A 22,472-nucleotide genomic window follows, 5' to 3' on the forward strand; every position below is an offset into this window, starting at 1 on the left:
TTGAAGAAACGGGCTGAATGCATCAGCCCGTTGGTTGAATGCGCGCTTACAGTGCCGCTTTCACTTTTGCTGCCACGTCAGGGGTTACCCACTGAGTCCAAATGTCGCCATGATTTTCGAGGAAATATTCACCGGCAATTTCACCGTCTGCTTGATTATCTTCCATCCAAGCCAGCAGAGTGTTTAGCTCATTGGTGGTGAATGAACGATTAGCCAGGTAGCTCATTGCACCAGGGGCACGTTGTGCAAAGCTTTCCGTTACCACCGTATCGACCGCTGATGGTGGGTACATGGTCGCTTTTGGATCTAAACACTCTTCGCTTGTAATACAGCTTTTGAAGTGTTCTTCATCAATGCCTGAACCGAAGTCAACTTTGACCATTTCGTATTTACCAAGCACAGCAGTAGGCGCCCAGTAGTAACCAAACCAACCTTGACCGCGCTCATATGCTTTGGCAATAGAGCCAGAAAGACCAGCACCTGAACCTGGATCAATCAATTCAAAACCTTTGTCTTCAAGTCCCAATGCGTTAAATAGGTTGCCTGATGAAATCTGGCAGTTCCAGCCAGCAGGACAGCCATAAAATGCACCTTTCGTTGGGTCTTCTGGGTGTTTGAAAAGTAGTGGGTTGTTTTTTACGCCTTCAATCGTGGCTAGGCTCGGGTCTTTGTCGACAAGAAACTTAGGTACCCAGAAACCTTCTACGCCGCCTTCAGATAGTGTGCTACCCGCAAAACGTAATCGGCCTTCTTCAACGCCTTTGTCCAATGCCGCTTTTAGTGAGTTGCTCCAGAATTCTGGCGCAATGTCTGGCTCGCCCTTTTCAATCATTGATGTACCCGTTGGCATGGTATCGCCCGGCACTAGCTCTGCGTCGCAGTCATAACCATTTGCAAGAATGAAGCGGTCAATATTGGCGATAACTGTTGCAGAACTCCAATTCATGTCTGCGATGGAGACCTTGCCACATTCTGCGGCGAAACTGGTCATTGGCATTGCTGAAAGCAGCAGGCATGACGTGGCTAAAAGTTTATTCATGGAAGTTCCCTCTCATATGAACTGCTGCATTAATCAATACAGCTCTAATCATTTATGGCGCTCGCGTACTGTTACGAAAATCATTCAAACATGGTTTAACAGATTGAAAAGTATGTATGCATTGATTGTAATCATAACAAATACGCATCACATTTTCTGCACCCACATTACATTTCATGCTCAAATTGATTCGCTCCCTAATCAAATTGCGCGGTGTTTTGTCGGTTGTTTGGTAATTAAGTCTCTGATTTTTCTTCTTAAAATGCCCACTAATATGAATCGTGCGTTTTATTTGTAAGAATTCACATTCAGTTTGGAGAATTACACGAGACATACCTCATTTCCAGGTTTAAGGATGAAATTTATTTGCGCGTTCCTTGTTCATACATGGTGTCCTCAATAAAAGGTTTAGGGAGTCAATATGTCGCAGACTGTACTCGTACTAGAAGATGATGCAGACATCGCCGAACTGGTTTCACTGCACCTAAAAGTGATGGGCAATGAAGTCGTAAAAGGGACGTCATTGGCAGAAGGGTTTCGCATCCTCAGCGAAAGAAAAATAGATGCCGTGGTATTAGATAGAGGCCTTGATGATGGCGACGGTATGACCTTGTGCCAGCAATTGCGCCACCAGCACAATGGCGTGCCCATTTTGATATTAACGGCAATGGACTCTGAATCCGACATGGTGGAAGGTTTCGAATCGGGCGCTGATGACTATTTAGCAAAGCCATTCAGCGTGATTGAATTTCAGGCAAGAATACGCGCATTAATGCGTCGGGCTGCTGTGCACAACCAGTGGCATCACATTGCAGCAGAAGAAACGGATGCTGTCAGCGATGAGCTAAGTGTCGGATCCTTGTTGTTCAATCATCTGGAGATTTCACCGGAAACACACAGTGTGACGTTAGGTGGTAAAACCATTGATCTTACGCCTACGGAATTTTCGCTACTGTGTTGTTTAGCCAAAAGGCCAGAGCGAGTATTCAGCAAAGACGAGCTATTGAGCCGTGTTTGGAACACGGACTATGACGGATACCGTCATACTGTTTGTTGTGCAGTGAATCGTTTACGAAGCAAATTGGAACGTGATCCAGACATGCCGAAGTACATCCATACTGTATGGGGTGTCGGGTATAAGTTTCGAGAAGCGGCTACTTTGCATCGCATATAGCCTGTTTTTAGCTTTGTTTGGAACAGAACAGTGTTGTACTTGGTGATATACGTCAGCATGCGTGTAGAGACAGAATGAGTACAAACAACAAAATATGTCATGGAGTCGCTATTGACGTTTAAGCATCGTCTGCTGTTATTCACTTTAGTGTGGTTTTTGATCAGTGCAGCCTTGCTGACATTCTTGAGTGTGTCTGTTTGGAAAGAGAATGAATTCAGGGCGCAACAGACACTTCACAGCGAGCTGGCTGTTCATATGAGAGATGATAACCCACTGATGGTGGGTGACGATTACAGCACTGAGGCACTCTCCTCCATTTTCCATACCTTAATGTTGCTGGGGCCTGACTTTGAAATCTATTTTCTTGACCCAGAGGGCAATATCACTACCTCCGGCCCACCGATTGAAGACGTTGTAAGACGTAAGGTTGATGTTGCGCCGATTCAGCAATTTCTTCAAAAGCAACCTTTTCCTATTCTGGGGAATGACCCCTTGTCAAAAGGTGGCCAAAACGTATTTTCAGCAGCGCAAATCGATGTGGGCGGCAAAGTCGCCGGTTACTTGTACGTGGTGATTGGCAGTTCACATCGCGATGTGTTGATGGATCCAGAATCCTTGTTGTTGTATGCCCCAGTGATATTTGCTGCTTTGGTGGCTATTTTACTTTTTGCTTTATGCGTCTATCGCCTGGTGTTTCGCCATATCATCATTCCTGGGCAGCTCATGGTGAATCAAATTGAGCAAGCGGCGAGTTCTGAATTTCGCGTTACTCCGCCGCTACAGTTTTCAGCTGCCGAGTTGCAAGAAATCGCGGCGCAATATCGGCGTATGATGGCCGTGATACAACAACAGTTTATTCAACTGCGAATTCAAGAAGCACAGCGCCGTGAGCATCTTGTGCAACTGAGTCATGATCTCAAAACTCCGTTGGCGAATGTGCTGGGTTATCTCGAAACGTGGCGCATACAGCACAATGAAGGGCGAGGCATGATCGATACGGCGTATCATAATGCACAGCGACTTCAGCGCCATCTTAAAGAGCAGCTTGATGCCGCTCGCTCCCCAACAGCCAAAATTGTTCTTTCATATCAAGAGATTGATGTGTCGTTTTTGCTGAAAGATATCGAGCAACGTTTTTCATTGTCAGCGAAACGTAAGCAGGTCGACATTGTGGTGAGTGCTGACATTCAATGCGTAGTCATCGCTGATGAGCAACTGATCAATCGTGTATTCGACAATCTGCTTGAAAATGCAGTTCGTCATAGTCCTCAGCATTCAACCATTTTGGTTGAGGCTGTCAAAGTTGGCTCGCGCCGTGTGGGATTTCGATTGTCTAATAATGTTGCAGAAGGCAGCGCTTCTGGCTCATTAGGGATGGGAACCAAAATTGTTGACGCCATATTGAGCCTTCATCAAAGTCAGCTAGAGCATATTGAAGAGGACGATGCAGCAAACCGATTCAGTGTCTATTTTGAACTGTCTTCGATCGCCAATACGACGGCGAGGCAAATTCGCGTCGTTCCTGCTGTTTTATCGACAGTCATGGAAGACGAAGATGAACCTCAAATGACCTCATCGTTGCCGAAAGTGAATGGAAGTTTGCGAGAGAGCGCAGATGAAACCGGTGCCATGCCTATGATGATGACAGACGATCCGGCAAGCGCCGCGCCGTTGCCTTCATTTAGCGCATCAGAAACGGATCTATCTAGCGGTAGTAGTGACGAGAAAAATGAGCAAGCAGATGAAAGTGGACGAAAATAAAGCCAGCCAAATACATCGCCCCCCACGCTTCTAAGTCACTCGTCTCGCTTTTTTTGTTTTGGCAGTTGTGACTGTTGTGGATCTGGGCTGAAGCAATATCAATACAAATATTCCTAACATCACCGCGCCCATGATCGAGAAAAGGCGCTTTCCATCCTCGATGAAAGCGCTGCCTGCATTCTGAGTAATGCCGTAATACACCAAGACCACAAATCCGGAATAGAGCAATTGAATCGTGCTGTAGCTGGCGTTTTTCTTCATGGCATGAATGCCCATAAGGAGCGAACACGTCAACACAATACCCATGTTCCCAATCAGATTGGTTTGCAAAACACTCATCATGAGCACAGGCAACGCGAACAGAAAGCCTGCCAAGGTAGCGAGAAAGCGTCGAATACCATAACTATGCGCACTGATCGGATCGGGATCTTTAAGTATCAATGCAACGGTAATCGTGACGATGGTGCTTTGCACCAGATTGAGGGCGATAGAACTGATCAAAACCAGCAAAATCACACTGGCTTTCACCACGATATGCCAGACTTCGGTGTGTTTGGGTTCCGAGGGCTGTGGCGTTGGTGTCGGCGCTATTGGGTCGCCACCCGGAACAAGAAAATACGCCAGATAGGCAACAAACCCAGCGATAAAAATATTCTCCATCAACGCCAGTGGCACTTGTGTGACGTCTATCCCTTTTTGACGGGAGAACACGGCAATCATTGCTGTTGAAACCACCAGTAGCGTCGCCAGTAAATCTTGTGGATTAATTCGACAGCGCAACATGCACCAATAGAACACCACAAACAGCATGCAGTAATAAACAATAGGATTGTCGAGCAATAGATTACTGAGACTGGCCTGAAACCATGCCGTGATAAATAGCACAACAGCCATTAGTATCACCATCATCAGTGGCGGCGGCTTGTGTGAAGTACATAAAAATACCGCACAGATTGCAGGGCCTAATAACGGTATTTCCGTGCCAAACACGTGCTGCCAAAATAGGAGCAAAACGGGAAAAACCGCAACACGGATAATGGCATTACCGGGGCGTCTAAACATGATTAGGATACACCACTACGAGACATAGCTCAGGTAGCTCCAAATCCACGTCCACAAATCAAGTAAGGCTTCTCCAAACTCAGACTGACGAGGATAAAAACTGACGGTTGCAAGGCCGCCGTATCGGAGATTAACGTCATCGGGAATGTCAAAGAAACGAACATTTACGGGGAATCGCTGTGCATGTTGAATACCTGCTGGCGAGTCAAATAAGCCATTGTTGCCATCGATTTGAAGGCTTCCATTGCCGCTGCTACCCCAGCCAATCGAAGTGACTTCGCCGTGAAAAATTTCACCGGGATAGGCATCAAAGACAATCTTCACGATGGTGCCTTTTTGGATATAGACCAGCGAATTTTCACGCACCATGGCGGTTAGCCAGAAATGATTGTTATTGATGTAGGTCAGTAGAGGGTGTCCTGTCGCCGCATAATCACCGGCTGTTAGGTTGATATTGGTGATGACACCAGCGGCAGGGGCAGTAATATCGGTATAGGACAAATCGAGCAGGGCTAGGTCAAGCCTGTTCAGCGCTGACTTAACCTGAGGGTTATTTTCACCTTTCGGACCTAATGCTTCCTGCGCTCTTGCAAATGCTGCGGTGGCTTCTGCAAGATTGGCTCTGGCGGTATTCAGTGCCGATAGGCTGTCATCAAGCGTGGCTTGGCTGACCACGCCTCGACGCGCGAGAGTCGTGTTGCGTTCAGCGTGTTGTTTTGCATTGGCGAGTTTGACGCGAGCCGCAACTTGCGTGGCTTTGGCTGCGTCTACAGCCGCAGAATCGGCATTGACGGATTGCGAGGCTTGTTGAAGTGCTAACCGCGCGGATTCTACGTTTAATTGAAACGGACTCTTTTCAATAGCAAGCAAGGGTTGATTGCGTTTGACCTCGGCATTGTTAACCACCGAAATACTCGAAATTGGACCTGAGACCTGAGGGCTAATGCGAATAAGCTGCCCGTTGACTCTGCCATGGCTGGTCATAGGCGTCACGCGGTCAGCCCACAAGGTATAGAACCAAATGACCAATGCTAACGCGATCAGGTAATAAGTGAAGCGACGCGCGCTGTTTACGGAGGCGGATTGTTCCCCTTTATCCGTTTCTTCCTCATCGCTAGGCTTGTTGGCATCACTCATCACATCGTCCTTTTTGTCATGACCATTTTCAGAATGGCCATTAAAAATGGATGATGGTGACTCATCCACGGAAGGTAATTCTATGAGGAGTGAGAAGGGAAAGTTGTCCAAGTTAAGACACTTTGTTGTAAACAGTGTCATATCAGCTATATAGGGTACGACGTGTGTTTTAGCGACTTTAGTGTAAAAGAAGTCATTGGGGGGCTGGCGTTCGATTGATCGCAGCTCCCCAGAAATCTGTTCAATGCGTTGGGTCAGCGATGATTGCGTGTTATTGACCAATAAAATTGGGTTTACGTTTAGCAATAAACGCTTTCATCCCTTCTTTTTGATCGTGAGTCGCGAACAAACCGTGGAAAACTCGACGCTCAAAGCGTACCCCTTCGCTCACGGGCAACTTCTCTGCATTCACGACGCACTCCTTGGCTAGATTAACAGCAGGTTTGCTGTAACTGGCGATAGTGTGTGCCGCATCCATGGTTTCTCGCAGCAGTTGATGTTCAGGCACTACGCGAGACACCAACCCCGCGCGCTCGGCTTCAGTGGCGTCCATGACTCTACCCGTCAATATCATGTCCATGGCTTTGGCTTTGCCGACCAATTTAGTGAGGCGCTGAGAGCCACCCATGCCCGGAATGACGCCAATGGTGAGCTCAGGTTGACCAAATAGCGCTGAATCGGCCGCAAAAATGGTGTCGCACATCATCGCAAGCTCACAACCGCCGCCTAATGCATAACCCGAAACCGCCGCAATGATGGGAGTACGAATGCGGTCGATAGCTTCCCAACCCGCAAAATAATCGCATTCAGCCATTTCTTGGTAGTTCTTGTTTGCCATTTCGCTGATGTCTGCGCCTGCTGCGAAGATCTGTTCAGAGCCTGTGATAACAAAACAGCCCACGTCGGGATTAGTGTCATATTCCGAGAGTGTTGCCGTGAGTTCTTGCATCAGCGCTGAATTGAGAGCGTTACGTTTCTCTGGACGATTTAGGCGAATGACAACAACGCCTTGGTCCATGGTGGTTTTAATAAGCATATTCATGTCCTTAACTGTCCCAGATGGCGCCAAAAGCAGGTATGCCACGGCTTTCTAAACCGAACACAACTTGACGTGTAAGTTTTTGATTAGAAATGCAAATAACTGCTTCTGCATCAAACGCTTCGTAGGCAGCATAAGCCAATTGCACCATGTCAGGCTTACCTTGCTTATCGGTATCCCAGATCAGCGCATCGGGTTGTGCGGCAAGAATTTCGTCGACCAATTCATCACCATAGGTTTTGCGAGGGTCACGCGTTGACCACACCAGCTGAATCGGCAATTTTTGTGCTAACAAATGTGGTATACAAGGGCCAATACCGCTGCCCGTCGCGATATACACCACGCGTTTGAACAGTACTTCGATGTTTGCGACACCCGCGGTCGGGATGCCTTTCACCCATAGGTGACTCGGTTTGTCGTCAATCAGTTTCCCCGTCCAGTCACCAGCGCGGGATACGGTCAAGCGATAACCGGGTTCAGTTGGCGAAGGTACATTGGCAAAGTGGTGCCATTCAGAAAGTGGAGAGCGGCTTATTGCCATTGAAGAGCCCGCAAACGGGGTGACGCCGTAATTGAACGTCAGCAGCGCGACATGGCGTGAGGGCGTCGTGATAGAAACGGGCACTTTACGGAGGCGCAACCACGGTAACAGTATGCTGAATGTCATGATGCTGATGAGCCACATAGATGGTGTTTGCAGCATGCGAGCCAATGGCGTTAACTCGGGTTTGCTGTCCGCCGCAACCGCGAATGCCTGCACCCAAAACAAGATGAGGATTGACCACCCGGCAAAACGGTGTGTCCGCTCGAAGGCATTGTGAAACTTCTTCCGAATATTGGGCATGGCCATCGCGATGATCACCACCAATAAGCCAACAATCGCCATTGTGCTATACAGGCTGGTGGATGAGACGGATGAAGGGGCTTGATTGCGTTGATAAATCAGCGCACCAGTGAAAAGCGCAAACCATAACGAACCGTTTACCGCACAGCCACTATGAAGACCGCCGTGATGATAGATCTTGCCTAGATGCCAACGAACAGAAAGCGGCCAAGTGACGGGGGCGCGTGTCGCAAGCCAGAACAGTAAATTGATGATGTACTGTTGTCGAATCAGTATTGCAACGAAGAAGTTACTGATCACCATGTTGCTGAGGCTTGAGAGATCAATCTGGCTTGTAACAAACCATTGTCCCTGCGTGACACCATAGATCAGCCAACCTAGATTGATCACAGACACCAAGATGATTAAGCGAACGTAATGTTCCAGTGCGGGATATTTCCACATGCGTTGCAGTAAACCCTGCTTGGCAGGTAACTCAGAATGGGAATGAGAGTAAGGAGCCATCATGGGTTATTCCTCTCCTTTCTTGTGGGACTTAACGTTGTTGTGAAACTGGTCATAAAGCGCCTTTAGTTCGCGTTTATCCACTTTCCCACGTGGCGTTAATGGCAACGCATCGAGGGTCATGACACGCATAGGCACGCAATAATAGGGAAGGTTTTCAGCAACGTGGTTTATCGCTTCTTGTTCGTCAACATTGGCAGGAACAACGAAGGAAACGAGGTGGTCAGTGTCTGCTTTTAGGGTGACGGCCAAGCGACAACTAGGCAGTTGCTCAATCATGGCTGAGACAGCATCAAGCTCCACGCGAAAGCCTTTTACTTTCACTTGATCGTCGGTACGGCCATAGTGTTCAAGTTCACCATCTGGCGTCCATCTGCCAAGGTCTCGTGTTCTGAACATCACATGTCCATCGCCTAAAAAAGGATCCGCGCGATATCGTGATTGACTGAGTTCAGCGTTAGCGAGATACCCTTTCGTTACGCAAACACCGCCCGCCCACATTTCACCCACTTCGCCGATTGCGCAGGGTTCGAGCTTTTCATCTAGCACATACACGGTGTTGTTTGGGGTAGGTTTGCCAATGGTCAGTGAGTCGCCAGGACGGTAAAGTTTGGCGGTATTGATGATGGTGGTTTCTGTCGGCCCGCAACAGTTATAGAAATCGCAGAATGCGCCCCAAGTATCTGCCAGTGGTTTAGGACAGGGCTCACCTGCAACGGCAACAACACTAACATCACGACACTTTTCAGGGTCAATCTGACTCAGTACCGATGGCGTGGCGACAATCACGTCGGCATTCATGGCGGTGTGCTCAATGATTTTGTCCCGAATTAGCAAAGTTCCGCCATGACACAGTGCTACAAACACTTCCCACGCTGACATATCAAACGCAATACTCAATATCTGCGCCACGCGTGTGCCCGGTTTGACACCAAGATTACCCGGTGTAGTCATCACAATATTGCAGACATTTTGATGCGTAACTTGCACACCGTTGGGTCTTCCAGTCGTGCCTGAGGTAAACAGAATAAAGCAGGTGTTCTGAGGCTTTGTTGGGCGCTTACCTGTTATGTCTAAAGAGCAAAACTCTTCTGATTTTAATAGATTATCCAACTCAATTACCGCACAGCCGTTGAGTGTAGGGAGGTCTTTTAGGTGTTGCGAAAGTGTCAGTACAATCTTAATGCGTGCAGTGTCAACGATATGTTCGAGCTGAGGGTGTGGAGCGACGCCAGCGTGCTGGGGCACATAATTGGCGCCAATTTTTAGGCATGCCATCAAACCAATCAGCATAGGTATTGACCGTGTAAGGAAAAGGCCGACGGAGTCGCCAGGTCTAACCCCACGTTGCTGGAGAAATGTTGCGAGCTGTTCAGCGCTGTGATTAAGGGTTTGATAAGAAATAGAGCGATTGCCATGCATAGCGGCAATGGCATGGGGTGTATTCTCGGCGTGATATTCGAAAGCTTTATTTAGTGTATTGAACGAGGGCTTTTCTCGAGGGCCACGACCAAACTCAATGAATTTTCGAAGCTCGAAGGCATCGAGACTTGCCAGTGGTGAAATATTGAAGATGTTGTCATTGCCCGTTAGCAATGATTTTGGTGATGGCGGAAACAACGCCGAATTAAGTGAAACTGTCATCTTGATCTCCCTGACATCAGTGCTCCAAATTGCGCGAAGCAATCAGGAGTGATAGGGAGAATGTAGCGAACAAATCTCACAAAATTATCGCGGAGGGTTCGCAAAGTGTTAGTAATGGATAGAAGTCTGATTCATAAAGGATTCATGACGATAGATCAGAGGCTTTCACCGATCTCTATTTGGTAACCAAGGTCGATAGACGGTTTCCAATCTTCGTTGCCTTTTAGGCGATTGAGCAATTGCTCGGCAGCGACGCGTCCTACATCTTCCCTTGGCGTGACGACCGTCGCCAGTCTAGGCAGCATTGCTCGGCTGATATCCAAGCCGTGAAAGCCTGCGATGGCAATGTCTTCGGGAATACGAATATCACGGCGTTGGCACTCAAAGAGCGCGCCGATCGCTAAATCATCGTTGGTACAAAATATGCCATCGACATCAGGGTGGTTTGCGACCAACTCCTTGAGCAAGGTTGACCCTAAGGTAAACGAAGAGGCTTCCTCTGTTTGCAAGGTAATGGGCACTAATCCGCTGGCATTCATGGCGTCGAGATAACCCGCCATTTTCAGTTGCGTACGCTGATCCATGCGTGCGGCGAAATAGGCAATTTGCTTGCATCCTTTGTCCAGCATGGCCTGTGTCATGGCTTTGGCTGCTGCACCGTTATCAAATCCGACGGCTTGTTCAATGCAGGGAGAAATGGAGTCCATGATTTCGACCACAGGAATAGAGGCGGTTTCGAGCATCTTCCTCGATTTGTCTGTGTGCGTGGTTTGCGAAAGAATGATGGCGTCAACGTTGTAAGAAAGCAGTGAAGCAATACTTTGCTCTTCGAGTTCAGCGCTGTAACCGTAGTGAGCAATCATGGTTTGATAGCCAGCGGGCGCGGTCACCGATTCGATGCCGCGAATGACTTCAGCAAAAACCTGATTAGTCAAAGAAGGCACGAGCACACCAATGGCGTTACTTTTTGCATTGGAAAGAATATCAGGGGCACGATTAGGAATGTAGCCAAGCGCTTCGACCGCCGTTTCAATCTTGTCTTTCAGCGCTTCTGATACCTGTGACGGGTCGCGAAGACAGCGGCTCACTGTCATTTTTGTTACGCCAACTTGGTCGGCGATATCTTGAAGTGTCGGTCTTTTTTTCTTACTCGCCATAATGAAATTCTAATCGCATCCTTTCACATCTCGTGGTCGTTGATGTTACACCTTCGTGCTATTCCGCTCACCATTTTGTTGTGAGTGGCTCGTTTATACCCAAGCATCTTTAGGTTGTTTAAGAATATGAGGTACTTAGGGCAATAACACTGTGCCGCCGTGTGAGCACCGGTTGCTAGAACTCAACTTCTCCTCTTGGCACATCATGCCATGAAAAATGGAATCGTCGGGATTCATCACAATCAACACGCGCATAGGTATGAGCACCAAAGTAGTCACGCTGGGCCTGCAATAAATTGGCAGGCAGTGTCGCGGTGCGCAAAGTATCCACGTAATGCAGCGACGCGCTGATCCCTGGTGCTGGCACACCAGACATAGCGGCTTGTGCCACGGTTTTACGCCAACCCAGACTCTTCTCGCTAAGTACCTTGATAAAAGGCTTGGCAAATAACAGGTGCGCAATGGTCGGTTCGGCGTCAAAGGCGAGGGTAATTTGATGAAGGATCGCCGCGCGGATAATACAGCCCGCGCGCCATGTTTTGGCAATCTGAGCCATATCCAATTGCCAGTTCTCTTTGTCTGATTTCTCTTTCATCAAGGCAAAGCCTTGCGCATAAACAGAGATCTTTGCGCAGTAGAGAGCGTCTCTCAGTGCGGTTAATATGGCTTCTTTATCGTATATATTGTTTGGGTTCATGCCACCGTCGGTTGGCATATCAATCAGAGTACTGGCTTTTATGCGCAGTGATTTTTGCGCACTTTGCGCACGGGCGAACACCGCTTGTGCAATGGTTGGGGCGGGGGAGCCTTCTTGCAAGCTGTTCACCGCCGTCCAAAGGCCTGTGCCTTTTTGGCCGGCTTTATCAAGCACGATCGAGACGAATGGCTGACCTGTTTCTGGGTCAGTGGTTTTTAGTATGTCCGCACTGACTTCCATCAAGTAACTGTTGAGTTCGCCGTGATTCCATTGTTCAAATACTTCTCCCACTTCGTTGGGTGACATACCCAGAACATCGCTCATCATCTGATAGGCTTCGCAAATAAGCTGCATGTCGGCATATTCAATGCCGTTGTGCACCATTTTCACGTAGTGCCCAGCACCCGCAGGGCCTAAATAAGCAGCACAAGGTTCGCCGTCTTCAAACGATGGTAGCGGTAGACCGTTGGTATCGACTTTGGCGGCAATGGCCTCCCACATCGGGCGAATGGATGACCATGCACTGAGATCGCCGCTGGCCATGAGCGCAGGGCCATGTCGTGCACCGGCTTCACCACCGGAAACTGCGGTGCTGAAAAAGCGCAGTTTCCCGTGATATTTGCGCTCACGCGCTTCGGAATCTGTCCATAAACTGTTGCCAGTGTCGATCACAATATCGCGGGCTTCTAAACCCGCTTCAATCAGTGAATCGATCGCGCTATCGACAGGAGCACCTGCGGGAACGGAAAGCACCAAAATGCGCGGTGATTTCAAGCTGGCGAGCAATTGGTCAAGATTTCCGGCGTTAACATAAAGGCCTTTGCCTAGCGCTATCGCTTCTTCCTGTGTGTGGGCTCGGTGGGTAGCTTGTATGTCATAGCCTGACACAGAAAATTCATGATCGAGCAGGTTTAACGCGAGGCTTTTTCCCATCACGCCAAGGCCAATCATGGCAATATCAGACTGACTCATTGCTAGCGCCTCCTAGTGTGAGGATCACTTGATCTACTACGTCTTCCGATTGATGTGAAACGTCAATAAAAACGGCCTCATCTGCCGTGGGTTCAACCAAGGTTTCAAATTGGCTGCGCAGCATTTCTTCGCCGTTGAAGTAATGATCGGTACGCTTTTGATGGCGAGACCAAATGGTGTCGAAATCTCCACTGAGGTACACAATTGTCATGTCATCGTTGTTGAGGCGCAAAGTGTCGCGATAGGTTTTTTTCAGTGCAGAGCAAGCAACAACCAGCTCATCATTGTCGATGAATAATTGGTTCAATGTGGTTAGCCAACCGTGTCTGTCGGCATCACTTAGCGGAATACCCTGACGCATTTTTTTGACGTTTTCCTCAGGGTGAAAATCATCACCATCATAAAAGGGAATAGCCAGTTTTTGTGCAATCAGGCTGCCAATGAGGCTTTTCCCTGAGCCTGAAACGCCCATGAGTAGGATTTTTTTAGGTTTCATTGGAATCGTTATCCTCTTGCCTTTATCAATGCGGAAGGCATAAAAAAGCCACTGAGTGACCGGTTAGAGACGGCATCATTTCCACCACATAGCGAGTTGCGGAAAGGCGATGGTTAAGCCCAGCACAAGGATCTGAAGCGCGATAAACGGCAGCAGTGAACTGAAGATTTCGCCTAGGCTGATGTCTTTTGGCGCAACGGATTTAAGGTAAAACGCCGCAGGGCCGAAGGGGGGTGACAGGAAAGAAACCTGCATGTTTAGACAGAACACCACGCCAAACCAAATCGGGTCATAACCCAGCTCGGTGATCATGGGCACGAAGATCGGCATCGTGAGCAAAGCAACACCAACCCAATCGAGGAACATGCCCAGTACCAGCAAAATCAGCATCATGATCAGAAGCGTGGAAAGCGCACCGCCGCCACTGAGGGAGAAGATGACATCACCAACAAAATCGATGCCGCCCATCAGATTGTAAATGCCGACTAAGGCACTGGCTCCGATGCCTATCCAAATGATCATGCCGCACGTACGCATGGTTGCGACGGCGCTGTCTTTGAGCATGCTGTAGTTGAGTTCACCACGAATTGCCGCACTCGCCATGATGCCGATAACGCCGAGTGCCGAGGCTTCTGTGACCGACGCGATACCGGAATAGATACTGCCCAGCACTACCGCAACAGAGAGTAGCGGGAAAAACAGCGCCTTCATGTAGCTGATTTCCTCCTCTTCTTCCGCGTCAGACGGAATGGTATCGGGCGCAAGTGACGGGTCTAAATAACAGCGGATCAACACATAAGCGATGTAGAAACTTGCCAGCAACAGGGCAGGCAAGAACGATGCTTTGAACAAATCACCGATGGAGACACTCGCGGTCATGCCATAAATGATGAGTACGATACTGGGGGGCAGCATGGTGCCGAGTGCACCGCCCGCGCAGGTTGTACCAATGGCGAGCTTGCGGTTATAGCCTAATCGCAGCATTTGAGGCAGCGCGAGAATGCCGAGTAGGACGGTTTCGCCGCCAATGACACCGCTCATCGAAGCCAGAATCACGGCAACAAGCAGAGTTTGAACCGCCACGCCGCCGCGAACACGACGACCAATGATCCGCATGGCATTGAACAAATCTTTGGCAATCCCTGATCGGTCTAAGATTGAAGCCATCAAGACAAACATGGGGACAGCGAGAAACACATAACCTGAAACAAAACTGTAGGTGCGGCTAGCAATCAAAGGCAGCGCATCAGGGCCAAACCAACCTAAGGTGAAAAACAAGGCGACAAAGCCAGTCACGAAGGCCAGTTGCATGCCAGTGAGCAGCAGAGCGACCATCATTGCCAGCATAAGAATACTGCCCCAACCGAGGCCGATTGCCGATAAATCAAACATCTTTCGACTTCCTAAAACGGGTGATTTCTTGAATGAGGTGCAGCGTAAACTGAATCACCAAAATGCACAGTACGACGAAAATAAGCCCTTTGAGCAGCGCAGGGTAAGGGGCGTTTAGCACCGAACCTGATGTCTCAAGGCGAAGGTCTCCCCACGGTGCAAACCAAGATTCGTTCGCAGTGAGGTAGGCGGAATAGGTCAGCATGCCAGCGAAAGCGAGCCCAATGATGTGGTGGACGATGTTGAGGTATTGGCGTTTTCGAGGTGATACGGCGTCGTAGATCAGCACGACGCGAACGTGCTTGTTGGTCGCAAAAGCATAAATGCCACCGATGATGAACAAAGACCCACCAATAAACGAGGCCGTTTCATGCACCCAAGTCGTGGGCGCGTTAAAGGCGTAGCGCATGACGACTTCGTAAAACGAGATCAACGCGGTGACGATAAACAGCAAGCTGAGCGCGTCGCCGACACGAATAATGGCGCTGTCTAAAAAATTGCGCGGCTCGTCTTCATGGTGGCTGGCTTCAGCCTTGGTCAGTTTATTATCCATAACAATCTTGTCCTGAATAAAGAGGGCGTGAGCCCTCTTGAAATCCAATGGTTGGAGGGGAATCCAAACGAAGGGGGGTTACAGCAAACCGTTAGATGTCAGGAACAGTGTGACCGAGTCATAAACTTTCTGAGCATTTGGCGAGCGTTCAGCAAACACTTTCCATTGGGTCTTCGCGATTTCGCGGAATTTCTTACGCTCGTCGCCAGACCAATCGTGAATGGTGATGTTTGGGTTGTTCTGCGCTTCGGTGACTGCCGCTTGGTCAGCTATTTTTAGCTGCGTGGTGATGTCGTAAGAGAAGTCTCTGACCGAGGTAGTCAAGATCTCTTGCAGATCAGCAGGCATGGCATCCCATTTCTTCTGAGAGATTGAAATGTCGATAAGTGGCAGTGAATGGAAGCCCGGTTGCACAGGGTGGGTAGCAATATCGTTCATGCCCGCTTTTTGGTTAGTGGAAAATACGGTGTAGTCCGCGGCGTCTATGACACCCTTGCTAAGGCCAGTGAAGACTTCAGAGCCTGGTAAGTTAACCGGCGTTGCGCCTGCTGCTGCGAAGACTTGTTGAACTAAGCCTTCCGGTGCACGCAGCTTAAGGCCTTTCAAATCGTCAATGCCATTAAGTGGCTTTTTAGAGATGAAGGATTCCACGCCCGTGGTGGATGCGCCAATGAATTTCACGCCATAAGGGGCGTAAAGCTCGGTCATCAGTTCATTACCGCCGCCGTAGTTCATGTACTGCAGCAGTTGCGTGGTGTCTGACCATGCTCCTACCATGTTGCCAATCAAACCAAACGCAGGATCTTTGCCGGAGAAGTAACCTGTCGCTGTCACGTGACCGTCGATGATCCCCAGCTTGATAGAGCTTAATGTTTCAGTATGCTTAACAATAGAGCCGACAGGCAGAAGATCTATGTCTATTCTGCCGTTAGACATAAGTTCGACTCTTTCAGCCCACTCTTGCTGAAGCTTATAGTTGAGGTCACCTGATGGGTCAGATGATTGAATTTTTAATGTAAAATCAGCGGCTAACGCTGATGCTGAAAATAGTCCGGTGAGGGTGGCAGCTAACAAAGCTTTAGATAGCACTTTCATTTCAGAGGTATCCTTATGGGTTCCACGTTGACAAATAGCAGCGTTTCCACTGATCGTTTTTTGTCCGGCTTGTTATTAATGTTACCGGTAACGTTGCAATAGTGTTACCGGTAACGTAAATACGTTCCGAGATCTAGATCTCAAATTTATCTATTCATTAACAAATCATTTACGAAGTCAGTGTTCTCAATTGCCTGCGGTTTTATTCGCCATGATGGTGTCACACGCACAAGTGTTGTGTTTACAGCACAAAGAAAAACGCCCTAGGTCATCGAGACCTAGGGCGTTGCTTTTTTAAACGTCTCAATCGCTACACTTCTTGCCATACGGACGAGGGACGTGACCTTTCCTGATGGCTATCGGGCTAAACGGCGGTTGAAACGATCAAAGGGTTGGCATTGAGAACACCGCGCCTTCTCGAACGTTCGCTGATGGCCAACGCTGCGTAATGGTTTTTCTGCGTGTGTAAAACTTCACGGCATCAGGTCCATAGGCGTGCAAGTCCCCAAATAAGGATTGTTTCCATCCGCCAAAGCTGTGGTAAGCAACAGGTACGGGCAGAGGCACATTGATGCCGACCATACCGACCTTGATGTTGTCCGAGAAATACCGCGCCGCCTCACCGTCACGGGTGAAAATGCAGGTGCCATTGCCGTAGATATGACTATCAATTAACGCCATGGCTTCTTGCATGGTGTCCACGCGGACAATTTGCAGAACAGGGCCAAAGATTTCTTCTTGATAGCTCGTCATGGTCGGTAGGACGTTATCAATGAGTGTTGGGCCGACAAAATAACCACTTGCGTAGCCTTCAATAAATGGGTTTCTGCCGTCGACAACAATGGTTGCGCCGTCGTTTTCCGCAGAAGAAATATATCCTTCTACTTTTTGCTTGTGCTCACGGCTGATCAAAGGCCCAAAGTCATTGTCATTATCGTAAAACGCGCCAACGCGAAGCTTGGCGAGTTTAGGCGTGAGCAAGGCAGCCAAATTGTCTGCCGTTTCGTCGCCAACTGCGACCGCAACTGACAATGCCATGCAGCGCTCGCCGCATGATCCGTAAGCCGCGCCAACCAATTGATTCGCCGCGTTTTCGAGGTCGCAGTCTGGCATCACAATGGCGTGGTTTTTCGCGCCACCCAGTGCCTGACAGCGCTTACCATTCTGGCTGGCTTTTTCATAAATGTATTTTGCTATTGGTGTGCTGCCGACAAAGCTAACCGCTTCAATGCCATCGTTGGTGAGTAAGCCATCAACCACTGATTTACCACCTTGAATGACCTGCATCACGCCATCAGGAAGTCCCGCTTCTTTGAGCAGTTTAGCGATGAACAATGAGGTGCTTGGGTCTTTTTCGGAGGGCTTGAGAATGAAGCAATTCCCACACACCAGTGCCATTGGGAACATCCAAAGCGGAACCATGGCAGGGAAGTTAAACGGTGTAATTCCCGCTACAACGCCAAGTGGCTGATGTTCCGACCAAGAATCAATCGCTGGGCCTACATTTTTGCTGAACTCGCCTTTGAGCAATTCAGTGGCGGAGCAAGCGTATTCCACATTTTCGATGCCGCGTTGCAACTCGCCCATGGCGTCATGCGCAATTTTCCCATGTTCTTCGCCGATGAGTTTGCAGATTTCATCTTTGTTTTCTTCAAGCAACTGCTTGTAACGGAACATGATACGTGCACGTTTAATTGCGGGCTGATCGCGCCACGCGGGAAAAGCGGCTTTGGCGATCTCGACAGCTTCATTGGTGAGTGCATCTGGCGCCAACAGCAATTCTCTGATCGCTTCACCTGTGGCTGGGTTGTAGACCCACTGTGTGTCTGTGCAGTCTTCGCGCAATTCACCGTTGATCAAATGTCCAATTTTTTCCATTGAGGGGCTCCTTCTTTTTAAGACCAAAGATGTCGATATAACGATTTCATTTCATCAGGGGTGGGTATTCTTGGGTTGTTTGATGGCGAACCAGACGCGAGCGCCTGTTCAATCATGGTCTCCAACACAGATTCAAACTCGTCTTGCGATACGCCAAACTCCGCCAATGTCGGTACGTTGAGTTCCTGATTAATCGCCATCAGTTCTTCAACAAGTCTCGTGTTGGCCACCTCTATGGGGTCGCTTTCGGTGGCAAGACCCATTGCAATCGCACATTTCGCATAGCGCTCAGGCGCGGCTTCGATGGAAAACGCCGTGATACTGGGCAAAAGCATGGCGTTAGAAAGGCCATGGGGCACATGGAAGAAAGCGCCGATCGGGCGGCTCATTCCGTGTACCAAGGCGACAGAGGCGTTGGAGAACGCAATGCCTGCTAACGTTGCACCACGCATCATGGATTCACGGGCGTTTGTGTCACTGCCTGTGTGATAAACCTTGCGCAGATTTGGCGCGATCAAACGCATTGCTTCGAGTGCATTAAAGTCACTAAACGGGCTCGCTTTGCGGCTAACATAAGCTTCGATGGCGTGAGTGAGCGCATCAATCCCTGTGTCTGCAGTAATTCGCGCAGGCAAGGTCATGGTGAGTTCATAATCCACAATGGCAGCAGTAGGGGAGAACCCTAAACCTACGCACAGCATTTTTTCATCGGTAGCGTCATCCGTGATCACCGTAAACTTGGTGACCTCTGACCCAGTGCCCGCCGTGGTGGGGATGGCAATGATGGGCAACCCTTCTTCATTCACGATGCGAGGCACTTTGTAGTCACGCATCACTCCGCCAAATCGGGCAAGAATGCTGATGGCTTTTGCGCTGTCAATGGCACTTCCGCCACCCAGTGCAACAAGGCAATCAAAGCCGCCATCTTTGGCTATTTGCACCGCTTCATTCACTGAACTTGCGGTTGGCTCGGGGATGGTGTCTGCATAAACACGCGATTCAATATCTGCTTGAGTCAGCAGTGCTTGAACGTTGTCGGCATAGCCAAATTGAACCATGGTTTTATCGGTAATCAACAGCACACGGCTGGCATTCAAGTTTCTAACCATGTCGGGAACGCGTGCGATAGCGCCGCCCCCAATTTCCATCATTCTGGGTAAGGTGACTGATACACTCATTCTGCTGCTCCTAATGCGTCAGGTTTTCCGGGAAGAGGTTCTCTACGTAGTGCTCGATAAAGGCCAATAGCCGTTGCAATGATCACGAACGAAAAGGGTAAGGCGGCGACAATAGAGGCCGTTTGCAGCGCACCCAATCCACCTGCGAGCAAGAGAACGGCGGCCACAAAGCCAATCGACGTACCCCAAAAAATACGGTATCGAGTAGGTGGATGTTCGCTACCCATTGAAATAAGGGTGCAGATGACAAGTGTTGCGGAATCAGCAGAGGTGACGAAGTAGGTCACGAGCATAATGGTACAAATGGTGGCACCAAGGGTGGTGAGAATGGGGCCTACGTCCATCAGTTCTATGGTTGTAAACAAGGCAAGTGTGAGGTCGTCGTTGACCGCTTCTACTACACCTCCGCCGCCAAATAGCTCGATGTACATGGCGGTATTGCCAAAAATGGTGATCCAAAAAGTGGCGAGTAGCGTCGGCGCAATCAGCACGCCAAGCACAAATTCACGGATGGTACGGCCACGTGAGATGCGAGCAATGAAAACGCCGCAAAACGGTGCCCATGCAATCCACCATCCCCAGTAGAAGATGGTCCAAGACCCCTGCCAAGTGTGCGTTGGGTCAGGATCAACCCACAATCCGAGCGAAGTGAAGTTCAGTAAGTAGTCACCCAGGTTGGTGAAAAATGAACCAATCACGTAAGCCGTCGGGCCCAGAATAATGAAAAAAGCGAGCATGACGACAGTCAACTGCATGTTGAGCTCACTGAGGATCCTGATGCCTTTGTTAACTCCCGTGATCACCGAAAACGTCGCGACCATGGAAATGACAATAATAATGACAACTTGTGTGACGGTATTAATTTCAATACCGAATAGGTAGTTCAAGCCAGCGTTCATTTGCTGAGCGCCGAGACCTAAAGAGGTCGCAATGCCAAATACAGTACCGAATACGGCAAGGAGGTCAGCGGCGTGGCCGATCGGGCCATAAATGCGATCACCGAGCAAAGGGTACAAGCCGGAGCGGATAGAAAGTGGGAGACCTTTACGATAAGAAAAGTATGCGAGGGACAGACCACAAAGCGCGAATAAACCCCAACCATGAAGGCCCCAATGGAAGATGCTAATACGCATCGCTACCTGCGCAGCCTCAATCGACATGGCATTTTCAGGAGAGATAAATGGGTTACTTTGGAGATGGTACATAGGTTCAGCGATACTCCAAAAAAGAATACCGATACCGATACCTGCGCCAAACAGCATTGAAAACCATGAGAAGAAGCCAAATTCAGGTTTCTCGTCATCTTTTCCTAACCGAATGTTTCCGTATCGGCTAAATACAAGATAAATAGAGATAAATAAAAATGTGCTCATCAAGCCGATGTAGTACCACGCTAAATTTGTTGCAATGTAACTTTTCGAAGCCGAATAAACGCCACTGGCATGCTCTGGTGCTAATACGGTGTAAAGAACAAACAATATAATAAGTAGGGATGAACCAATTGCCATGACAGGATTAACGCCAGCAAAAATTCCTGTGCGTTTATCTGGGTTTATTTCTTGTTGCATTGCGATACTCCTTTCCAATATCTTTTATTATGGTTTTTAGTGATGGTCATCACATTCTGTCTTTATGGCTTTTTTTCGCTGGAACTTGAAAAATGTTTAGTGCTGTAAGTGTTAATTTTCCTATCTCATTAAACTCCATGTTTATCGATTTTTGAGCAATCAAAAAAAACGAAGCCTATGGCATAAGAAAATTTATACGTGTTATTCGTGTTTCGAATTTATTACGTCACATTCTGTTTTGATGGGTTACATTGAGAATATATAAGCAAGGACGTAAATATGAAAAAGAGACTTCCACCATTGAATTGGCTTCGTTCCTTTGAAGCGGCAGCAAGACACTTAAGCTTTACCCATGCATCACAAGAGCTTCATATTACGCAGGCTGCCATGAGCCAACATATCAAAGGATTAGAAAGCCAATTGGGCACCGCGCTTTTTGTGCGTCTACCCCGAGGGTTAGAGCTGACGGATGCGGGCTCTGCTTATATGCCTGTGGTTCATGAGTCGATTGAGAAACTGTCCGAAGTGACCGAAGAACTCTTTGGTCAAGGGCGAACCAAACTGCTTAATGTACGTGTCAATATGGTGTTCTTCATTCATTGGCTGGCGCCAAGGCTACAGGGGTTTACGGATAGTCACCCTGAAGTAAATCTTAAGATTACCAGTAATATATGGGTGAACAACCGTAGCGGTTCGAGCGATTGTGACTTGGAGATCACGCATGGCAACGGGCGTTGGCCACACCTCAATGCACGACGATTAACATGGGATACGTTGTACCCCGTGTGTAGCAAGCAATACGCAGAAACGCTGCCTTCTGGTTTCGCGCCGACAGCACTACTAAACGAAAAACTGCTACATGTTATTGGCTATGAAGATGGCTGGGGGCATTGGTTCACCAGCATGGGTTTGCCTTATGCAGAGTTTGTGCATGGTAGCCAATTCGATACACTGGTCAATGCGCTAGAAGTGTCGGTAAATCATGGGGGCATTGCCCTTGGTCGAAGTAGTTTAGTGAAGCGCTATATCAATGAAGGAAAGCTTGTTCGCTTATTTGAGACAGAGATTGCAACGCGAGAAGCTTTCTATTTAGTGAATTCTAATTCAACGATTTTGCATTCACATGCGCAGTTATTTATCGATTGGATCCTAACGGAAGTGGGACGTGACGTGTCGAATAATTCATATCGAGAATTATATAGTCAATAAAATAAGGTCATTAATTTTTTATACACTAAGACCTAATTTTTATTAATAGTCTTCAATTAAATCGCAAACTATC

18 protein-coding genes are annotated in these 22,472 nt (G+C 48.5%); 3 read left to right on the plus strand and 15 right to left on the minus strand.

Annotation, left to right across the window (positions count from 1 at the left end):
• Window positions 1-46 precede the first annotated feature (46 nt).
• Entirely contained in the window at window positions 47-1,039 is a 993-nt protein-coding gene (locus AC3CIC_RS22865) for an ABC transporter substrate-binding protein (protein ID WP_488516356.1), read from the minus strand.
• Window positions 1,040-1,460: 421 nt separating this feature from the next.
• Here AC3CIC_RS22865 and AC3CIC_RS22870 point away from each other — a divergent pair, with 421 nt between their 5' ends.
• Both AC3CIC_RS22870 and AC3CIC_RS22875 read left to right on the plus strand, forming a co-directional pair.
• Window positions 1,461-2,213, plus strand: coding sequence for a response regulator transcription factor (locus AC3CIC_RS22870; protein ID WP_017006588.1), 753 nt, complete (start codon window positions 1,461-1,463; stop codon window positions 2,211-2,213).
• 99 nt (window positions 2,214-2,312) lie between these two features.
• The gene (locus AC3CIC_RS22875) at window positions 2,313-3,974 is read left to right on the plus strand and encodes a sensor histidine kinase (RefSeq protein ID WP_488516357.1); all 1,662 of its coding nucleotides are present in this window, start codon (window positions 2,313-2,315) and stop codon (window positions 3,972-3,974) included.
• 30 nt (window positions 3,975-4,004) lie between these two features.
• On the opposite strand, the gene AC3CIC_RS22880 is transcribed toward AC3CIC_RS22875, so the two are convergent.
• The 14 genes from AC3CIC_RS22880 to AC3CIC_RS22945 form a co-directional block, all read right to left on the minus strand.
• Window positions 4,005-5,036 carry a DUF2955 domain-containing protein gene (locus AC3CIC_RS22880; protein WP_488516358.1) on the minus strand — a complete coding sequence of 344 codons (1,032 nt, stop codon included), beginning with the start codon at window positions 5,034-5,036 and terminating at the stop codon, window positions 4,005-4,007.
• A gap of 15 nt (window positions 5,037-5,051) precedes the next feature.
• Window positions 5,052-6,173 (minus strand): HlyD family secretion protein, encoded by a 1,122-nt coding sequence (locus AC3CIC_RS22885; protein WP_488516359.1) that lies wholly within the window; start codon window positions 6,171-6,173, stop codon window positions 5,052-5,054.
• Window positions 6,174-6,444: 271 nt separating this feature from the next.
• A complete protein-coding gene (locus AC3CIC_RS22890) occupies window positions 6,445-7,209 on the minus strand; it encodes an enoyl-CoA hydratase-related protein (protein ID WP_488516360.1) in 765 nt (254 codons plus the stop codon).
• A gap of 10 nt (window positions 7,210-7,219) precedes the next feature.
• Window positions 7,220-8,563 carry a hypothetical protein gene (locus AC3CIC_RS22895; protein WP_488516361.1) on the minus strand — a complete coding sequence of 448 codons (1,344 nt, stop codon included), beginning with the start codon at window positions 8,561-8,563 and terminating at the stop codon, window positions 7,220-7,222.
• Between the two features lie 3 nt (window positions 8,564-8,566).
• Window positions 8,567-10,204, minus strand: coding sequence for an amino acid adenylation domain-containing protein (locus AC3CIC_RS22900; protein ID WP_488516362.1), 1,638 nt, complete (start codon window positions 10,202-10,204; stop codon window positions 8,567-8,569).
• Between the two features lie 155 nt (window positions 10,205-10,359).
• Window positions 10,360-11,361 carry a gluconate operon transcriptional repressor GntR gene (gene gntR, locus AC3CIC_RS22905; protein ID WP_016960441.1) on the minus strand — a complete coding sequence of 334 codons (1,002 nt, stop codon included), beginning with the start codon at window positions 11,359-11,361 and terminating at the stop codon, window positions 10,360-10,362.
• 175 nt (window positions 11,362-11,536) lie between these two features.
• Entirely contained in the window at window positions 11,537-13,030 is a 1,494-nt protein-coding gene (gene gndA / locus AC3CIC_RS22910) for an NADP-dependent phosphogluconate dehydrogenase (RefSeq protein ID WP_488516363.1), read from the minus strand.
• Entirely contained in the window at window positions 13,017-13,526 is a 510-nt protein-coding gene (locus AC3CIC_RS22915) for a gluconokinase (protein ID WP_488516364.1), read from the minus strand. The genes gndA and AC3CIC_RS22915 overlap by 14 nt, the downstream gene beginning before the upstream one ends.
• Before the next feature lie 75 nt (window positions 13,527-13,601).
• A complete protein-coding gene (locus AC3CIC_RS22920; RefSeq protein ID WP_016960443.1) occupies window positions 13,602-14,918 on the minus strand; it encodes a TRAP transporter large permease in 1,317 nt (438 codons plus the stop codon).
• The gene (locus AC3CIC_RS22925) at window positions 14,911-15,471 is read right to left on the minus strand and encodes a TRAP transporter small permease subunit (RefSeq protein ID WP_488516365.1); all 561 of its coding nucleotides are present in this window, start codon (window positions 15,469-15,471) and stop codon (window positions 14,911-14,913) included. The genes AC3CIC_RS22920 and AC3CIC_RS22925 overlap by 8 nt, the downstream gene beginning before the upstream one ends.
• Before the next feature lie 78 nt (window positions 15,472-15,549).
• On the minus strand, window positions 15,550-16,566 hold the full coding sequence (locus AC3CIC_RS22930) for a TRAP transporter substrate-binding protein (RefSeq protein WP_488516366.1): 1,017 nt from the start codon (window positions 16,564-16,566) through the stop codon (window positions 15,550-15,552).
• A gap of 384 nt (window positions 16,567-16,950) precedes the next feature.
• Entirely contained in the window at window positions 16,951-18,444 is a 1,494-nt protein-coding gene (locus AC3CIC_RS22935; protein WP_488516367.1) for a CoA-acylating methylmalonate-semialdehyde dehydrogenase, read from the minus strand.
• A gap of 17 nt (window positions 18,445-18,461) precedes the next feature.
• Window positions 18,462-19,622: an iron-containing alcohol dehydrogenase gene (locus tag AC3CIC_RS22940; protein ID WP_488516368.1), complete on the minus strand. Its 1,161-nt coding sequence runs from the start codon at window positions 19,620-19,622 to the stop codon at window positions 18,462-18,464.
• Complete coding sequence (locus AC3CIC_RS22945) at window positions 19,619-21,190, minus strand: BCCT family transporter (RefSeq protein ID WP_488516369.1); 1,572 nt, start codon at window positions 21,188-21,190, stop codon at window positions 19,619-19,621. Before AC3CIC_RS22945 ends, AC3CIC_RS22940 begins: the two co-directional genes overlap by 4 nt.
• 279 nt (window positions 21,191-21,469) lie before the next feature.
• Between AC3CIC_RS22945 and AC3CIC_RS22950 the strand changes: the two genes are divergently transcribed.
• Window positions 21,470-22,399, plus strand: a complete 930-nt coding sequence (locus tag AC3CIC_RS22950) for a LysR family transcriptional regulator (RefSeq protein ID WP_488516370.1) — start codon at window positions 21,470-21,472, stop codon at window positions 22,397-22,399.
• The last annotated feature ends 73 nt before the right edge of the window (window positions 22,400-22,472 follow it).

Source organism: Enterovibrio sp. QJM3NY_24 (assembly GCF_057786035.1).